Raw genomic sequence first — 5468 nt, 5'->3', positions numbered from 1 at the left:
CGTTCAAGGTCGATGGCAGAGCGCTGCGCATCCGGGACACGTGGAAGCTCGAAGATGCCAACGGTCGCGAAGTCGCCACGATCCGGGAGCGCAAGCTGTCGATCCGCGACGCGATCAAGATCGAGAGCGACGGTCGTGAGGCCGTCGTGAAGAAGGCGCTCGTCGGCATCCGCGACCGCTTCCACGTCGAGGTCGACCGCGGTCACGACCTCAAGGTGCACGGCAACATCGTCGACCACGAGTACGAGATCGAACGAGAGGGCGACACGATCGCCAACGTCTCGAAGAAGTGGTTCCGCGTCAGGGACACCTACGGGGTCGAGGTCCACGAGCCGGCCGACGCTCCACTCGTGCTCGCTGTCACCGTCGCGGTCGACGCGCTGACGCGTCGCTGAGCGCGGTCCTGGTGCCTCCCCGGCCGACGACGATCGAGGCATCTGCGACCGCCGCGGGAGTCCGTCCCGACCGTGCTCGGTGGTCGACGGTCACGCGGCATGGCCCCAGCGCGTAATCTCATCCGGTGTGGATGATGACCGAAACCTCGCGACGCGAGAAGGTAGCCACCGAAGTACCACCAATTCGCGAGCGGAGCCAGAATGTCGAATGAACCCGAACCGCTGAAGGTGAACACGCGAGGCGTGGCCTTGCTGTCGAACCCGCTCACGAACAAGGGGACGGCGTTCACCATCGACGAGCGCGATGATCTCGGCCTCCACGGCCTCGTGCCGACCAACGTCGAGACGCTCGAGCAGCGTGCCGATCGCGTGCGCGCCCAGTTGGCGCTCGAGACCACCGACCTCGGTCGTCACATGCTGTTGCGGGGCGTCCAGGACTACGACGAAACGCTCTTCCTGCGGGTCATCCTCGACGACATCGTCGACCTGATGCCGATCGTCTACACGCCGGTCGTCGGCGAGGCGTGCCAGAAGTTCAGCCAGATCTATCAGCACCACCGCGGGCTGTTCCTCTCCTATCCCGACATCGACCGGATGGAGGAGATGCTGCGAAGCGTCCCGCACGACGAGGTCGCAGTGATCGTGGTGACCGACGGTGAACGCATCCTGGGCCTCGGCGACCAGGGCAGCGATGGGCTCGGCATCCCGATCGGCAAGTTGTCGCTGTACTCGGCCTGCGGTGGCATCGATCCGGCCACCACCTTGCCGATCGTGCTCGATGTCGGGACCAACAACACGGACCGTCGCGACGACCCCGACTACCTCGGCTGGCGCCACGAGCGAATCGTGGGCCCCGACTACGACGCGTTCATCGAGGCGTTCGTGCAGGCGGTGATGCGGGTGTTCCCCGACGTGATGCTGCAATGGGAGGACTTCGCCGAGCACCACGCGCACCTTCTGCTCGATCGTTACCGCGACCGACTCTGCACGTTCAACGACGACATCCAGGGCACCGCCACCGTTGCACTCGCGGCGGTGGTGTCCGGGTTGCGGCAATCGGGTCGAGCGCTCAGCGAGCAGCGGGTCGTGATCGTCGGCGCCGGTTCGGCGGGCTCCGGGATCGCGGAACAGATCGTCGCCGCGATGGTGGCCGACGGGCTGTCCGAGGCCGACGCGAGATCACGCTTCTATCTCGTCGACCGGGTCGGTCTGCTCACCGACGACATGGATGGTCTGCTGACGTTCCAGACGCCGCTCGCGCAGCGCCACGACGTCGTCGCCGACTGGACGCGCGCCGAGGAGGGCACCACGAGTCTCGTCGACGTCATCGAGAACGCCCATCCGTCGGTGCTGATCGGTGTCACCGGCGTGTTCGGTCTGTTCACCGAGGAGGTCGTGCGGGCGATGGCCGCCCACAACGAGCAGCCGATCATCATGCCGCTGTCGAATCCGACGTCCCGGGCGGAGGCCACCGCATCCGACGTTCTGGCATGGAGCGAGGGACGGGCGCTCGTCGCCACCGGCAGTCCGTTCCACCCCGTCGAACTCGACGGCGTCACCTACACCATCGCCCAGAGCAACAACTCGTACATCTTCCCGGGAGTCGGCCTCGGCGTCCGGGCGTCGAAGGCCACGCGTGTCACCGACGAGATGTTCATGGTCGCGGCCCATGCCCTGGCAAACGCGTCCGATGCTCGTGAGCTCGGTGACAGCCTGCTGCCACCGTTGTCCGAGGTCCGCGCCGTCAGCCGCAAGATCGCCGTCGCGGTGGGCGCGGAGGCACAACGTCAAGGCGTCGCTCCCGAGACGACCCCCGAGGAACTCGACGCCGCCGTCGAGGCAACCATGTGGCGAGCCGAATATCGACCGTTCACATCGTGACCGAATCCGACCATCAGCGAGACCATCAGCGAGACCATCCCCGCCACCGTCAACCCCAACCGAATCATCCACGGAGTACAGAGCAATGATCGATCTGAAGACGTACCAGCTGAAGGGTGACAAGCAGAACTCCGAGTTCTTCGAGTCGTATCTGCCCCGTGTCTACGAGCGCCGCGAGCAATCCGGCCTGGACGAGTTGGTCGGCGAGATGGCAGCGGTCGCGATCCAGGTCGAGCACGGCGACGCGATCAAGTACCTCGCCGAACTCGCCGTGATGGGCCCGTACCGGTTGATCGACACGGCTCTCACCGACACGCACCGTGTCTTCCTCCTCCGCTCGCAACCCGAGTTCCCGCGGATGATCGTGCTCGAGCCGCTGAGTCAGAACTACGAGGACGAGACGACGCGCTGGAACGAGCTCTACCCGCTCTCGAAGCACAAGCCGAACGCGCGCTACATCGGCGAGGTCTACTCGTGTACCTCGGTGTCGGCGGTCCGTGACGCGCTCGAGCCGCAGAACATCCGATTCGTCTACCCGGGCGACCAGGAGAACAGCTTGTTCTGCATGGATCACCTCGGGTTCACGTTCCTGTCGGACTTCACGTACAACCGGGTCGGGTACACCGACGTCGAACTCGACGAACTCGGAGCGCTCGGGCTGACCGACGGATTCTCCCTCGCACCGGACGACCGTGACGTGATCGACGCGGCGATCGAGCGACAGGTCGCACATGACGTCGCCGGCAAGGTGCTCGGGCTGGATCACATGGCCACCCGGGTTCTCGCCGGTGAGCGCGAAGACGCGATCCTCGAATACCTCACGATGGTGCCGTACTACTTCTGGGGTGCGTACAACATCTCCGAGATGAACTCGTCGACGAACGTGACGCGGCACCCGAACGTCGATGACGACAAGAAGTCTCCGGCGCGGGTGTTCACGGCCAACAACACGCCGTCGTTCGTCAACTCGTTCGATCAGCTCCCGATGCCGACCGAGGACTTCGTGCGCAACTTCGGGCGTCGGATGCACCACCTCGCGTTCGCTGTTCTCGACGGCCATGTCGTCGACGAGAAGAATGTCGACTACGTCGTGCGCCAGCTCAGCACGCTCGGGACCGATTTCCTCGCCCATGTGGTCGGCGAGTGCAAGGACGAGCCGAACCTCAAGCAGATCTTCTCGAAGAGCTCCGCCTACTCGCTGCTCATCACCGAGTACGTCGAGCGGTGCCACGGCTATGAGGGCTTCTTCACACGCAACAACGTCGCCGCCCTCACCGAGGCGGCGGGCGCGGCAGAACGGTATGACCACGGGCATGTCTTCGACTGACCGATCCGGCGCGGGAATCGAGCGCGAGGCCGACGTCGCACCACACGTGGTGATCGTCGGGGCCGGCTTCGCCGGTGTCGCGTGCGCGAAGGAACTCGGTCACCAGGGCATCGCCGTGACCCTGATCGACAAGAACACGTACCACCAGTTCCAACCGCTGCTCTATCAGGTCGCGACCGCCCAGTTGTCCGGCGGTGACATCATGCGCCCGATCCGCGGCCTGTTCCGCAAGCTCCCGACGGTCGCCGTGAAGGAAGCCGAGGTCACGTCGATCGACCCGGCGACACGCACCGTGACCACCTCGACCGGGCTCACCTTCACCGGGACGCATCTGGTCATCGCGATGGGCGCTCGGCCGAACTTCTTCGGGGTCGAGGGAGCGGCGGAACACTCGCTGCCCCTGTACTCGGCTACCGACGCGGTCAAGCTCAGGAATCGGATCCTCCAACTCTTCGAGGATGCCGACCTGGATGCGACACGCATCGACAAGGGCGCCCTCAACTTCGTGATCGTGGGCGCTGGGGCGACCGGAGTCGAGACCGCCGGATCGCTGGCCGACATGATCAACGACGTGATGCCCCAGCGCTATCACGATCTGGCTGTCGCCCGTTCCCGGGTGTACCTGGTCGATCACGGCAACGTGGTGCTGGCCCCGTTCTCCGACAAGGCCCACGAATATGCCGCCAAGGCGCTCACCAAGAAGCACGTCCAACTCATGCTCGGCCGTTCGGTGGTCGAGGTCGCGGACGACCGGGTCGTGTTCGGCGACGGAACCGAGATCGCGACGCGCTGTGTCGTGTGGGCGGGTGGTCTGCAGGCGGTTCGGGTCGACACCACCGAGCCGATGTCGACGGTGCGCGGCGGTCGGATCGAAGCTGGACAGGACCTCGGTGTCGACGGATTTCCCGGTGTGTATGCGGTCGGTGACATCGCGGCGGTGAGCGGACCGGACGGGAGCCCGTATCCCCAACTCGGAGCGGTCGCGATGCAAGCCGGCACGGCGGCCGCGAACTCGATTCTCGCCGAGGTCGCGGGCAAGCGGACCCCCTCGTTCGACTATCACGACAAGGGGATCATGGCGATGATCGGCCGGCGCGCAGCGGTTGCCGAGGTCGGCGCCCATCGCCACGAACTCCACGGCCCGATCGCCTTCGGCGCGTGGCTCGGCGTGCACGCATGGCTGTTGAGCACGACCCGGGCGCGCATCGATGCGTTCATGAACTGGGCGTGGGATTCGTTCTCCAAGAGTCGCAGTCCCGCCATCATCGACGATCCGGATGCCCCACGAATCGACTGGGGCGACGAGGACGACGATCACGACGATCACGACGATCACGACGATCACGACCAAGCGGTACAGCACGACGACGAACACGAAGCCGAATACGACGACGAACACGAGGAAGATTCGCCCGAGCGATCGAGCCACGACCAGAAGGAAACCACATGATCGAGAACGCCCGTACCAAGGTCCTCTGGGCGGTGACCGTCCTGACGATCGTCTTCGTCGCCCTGTCCTTGCTCAGTCCGTGGTGGCTGATCGGAGCAGCGATCACCGGTGTGCTCGTCCTGGTCGGCGTGTGGGACTACACGCAGGACCGCCACAGCATCCTGCGCAACTATCCGATCGTCGGCCACCTGCGCTTCCTGCTGGAGGACGCGGGTCCCGAATTGCATCAGTACCTGGTCGAGAACGACACCAGCGGCCGTCCGTTCGACCGTGACACGCGCAGTCTGATGTACCAGCGCTCCAAGAACGTCGGCGACAAGAAGCCGTTCGGGACCGAACTCGACGTGTACGCCGACGGCTACACGTTCATGATGCACTCGATCGCACCGCACCCGATGGCGGAGGATCCCGAGAA

At 65.1% G+C, this 5468-nt stretch carries 4 protein-coding genes and 1 pseudogene; all 5 read left to right on the top strand.

Going from position 1 to position 5468, the window contains the following annotated elements:
• Positions 1–395 (top strand): LURP-one-related/scramblase family protein (locus WBV89_RS00840; protein ID WP_423979446.1); only part of this gene is annotated, 395 nt, incomplete at its 5' end.
• 201 nt (positions 396–596) lie between these two features.
• The gene (locus tag WBV89_RS00835) at positions 597–2276 is read left to right on the top strand and encodes an NAD-dependent malic enzyme (RefSeq protein WP_423979445.1); all 1680 of its coding nucleotides are present in this window, start codon (positions 597–599) and stop codon (positions 2274–2276) included.
• 85 nt (positions 2277–2361) lie between these two features.
• Positions 2362–3603 carry a hypothetical protein gene (locus tag WBV89_RS00830; protein WP_423979444.1) on the top strand — a complete coding sequence of 414 codons (1242 nt, stop codon included), beginning with the start codon at positions 2362–2364 and terminating at the stop codon, positions 3601–3603.
• Positions 3590–5053: an NAD(P)/FAD-dependent oxidoreductase gene (locus WBV89_RS00825; protein ID WP_423979443.1), complete on the top strand. Its 1464-nt coding sequence runs from the start codon at positions 3590–3592 to the stop codon at positions 5051–5053. The genes WBV89_RS00830 and WBV89_RS00825 overlap by 14 nt, the downstream gene beginning before the upstream one ends.
• Positions 5050–5468 (top strand): annotated as a pseudogene (locus tag WBV89_RS00820) (FMN-binding glutamate synthase family protein); the annotation flags it as partial. The gene WBV89_RS00825 and the pseudogene WBV89_RS00820, both read left to right, overlap by 4 nt.

It is taken from the genome of Ilumatobacter sp. (assembly GCF_049588435.1).
Lineage (GTDB): Bacteria > Actinomycetota > Acidimicrobiia > Acidimicrobiales > Ilumatobacteraceae > Ilumatobacter_A.
This window is presented reverse-complemented; position numbering and strand designations above follow the sequence as displayed.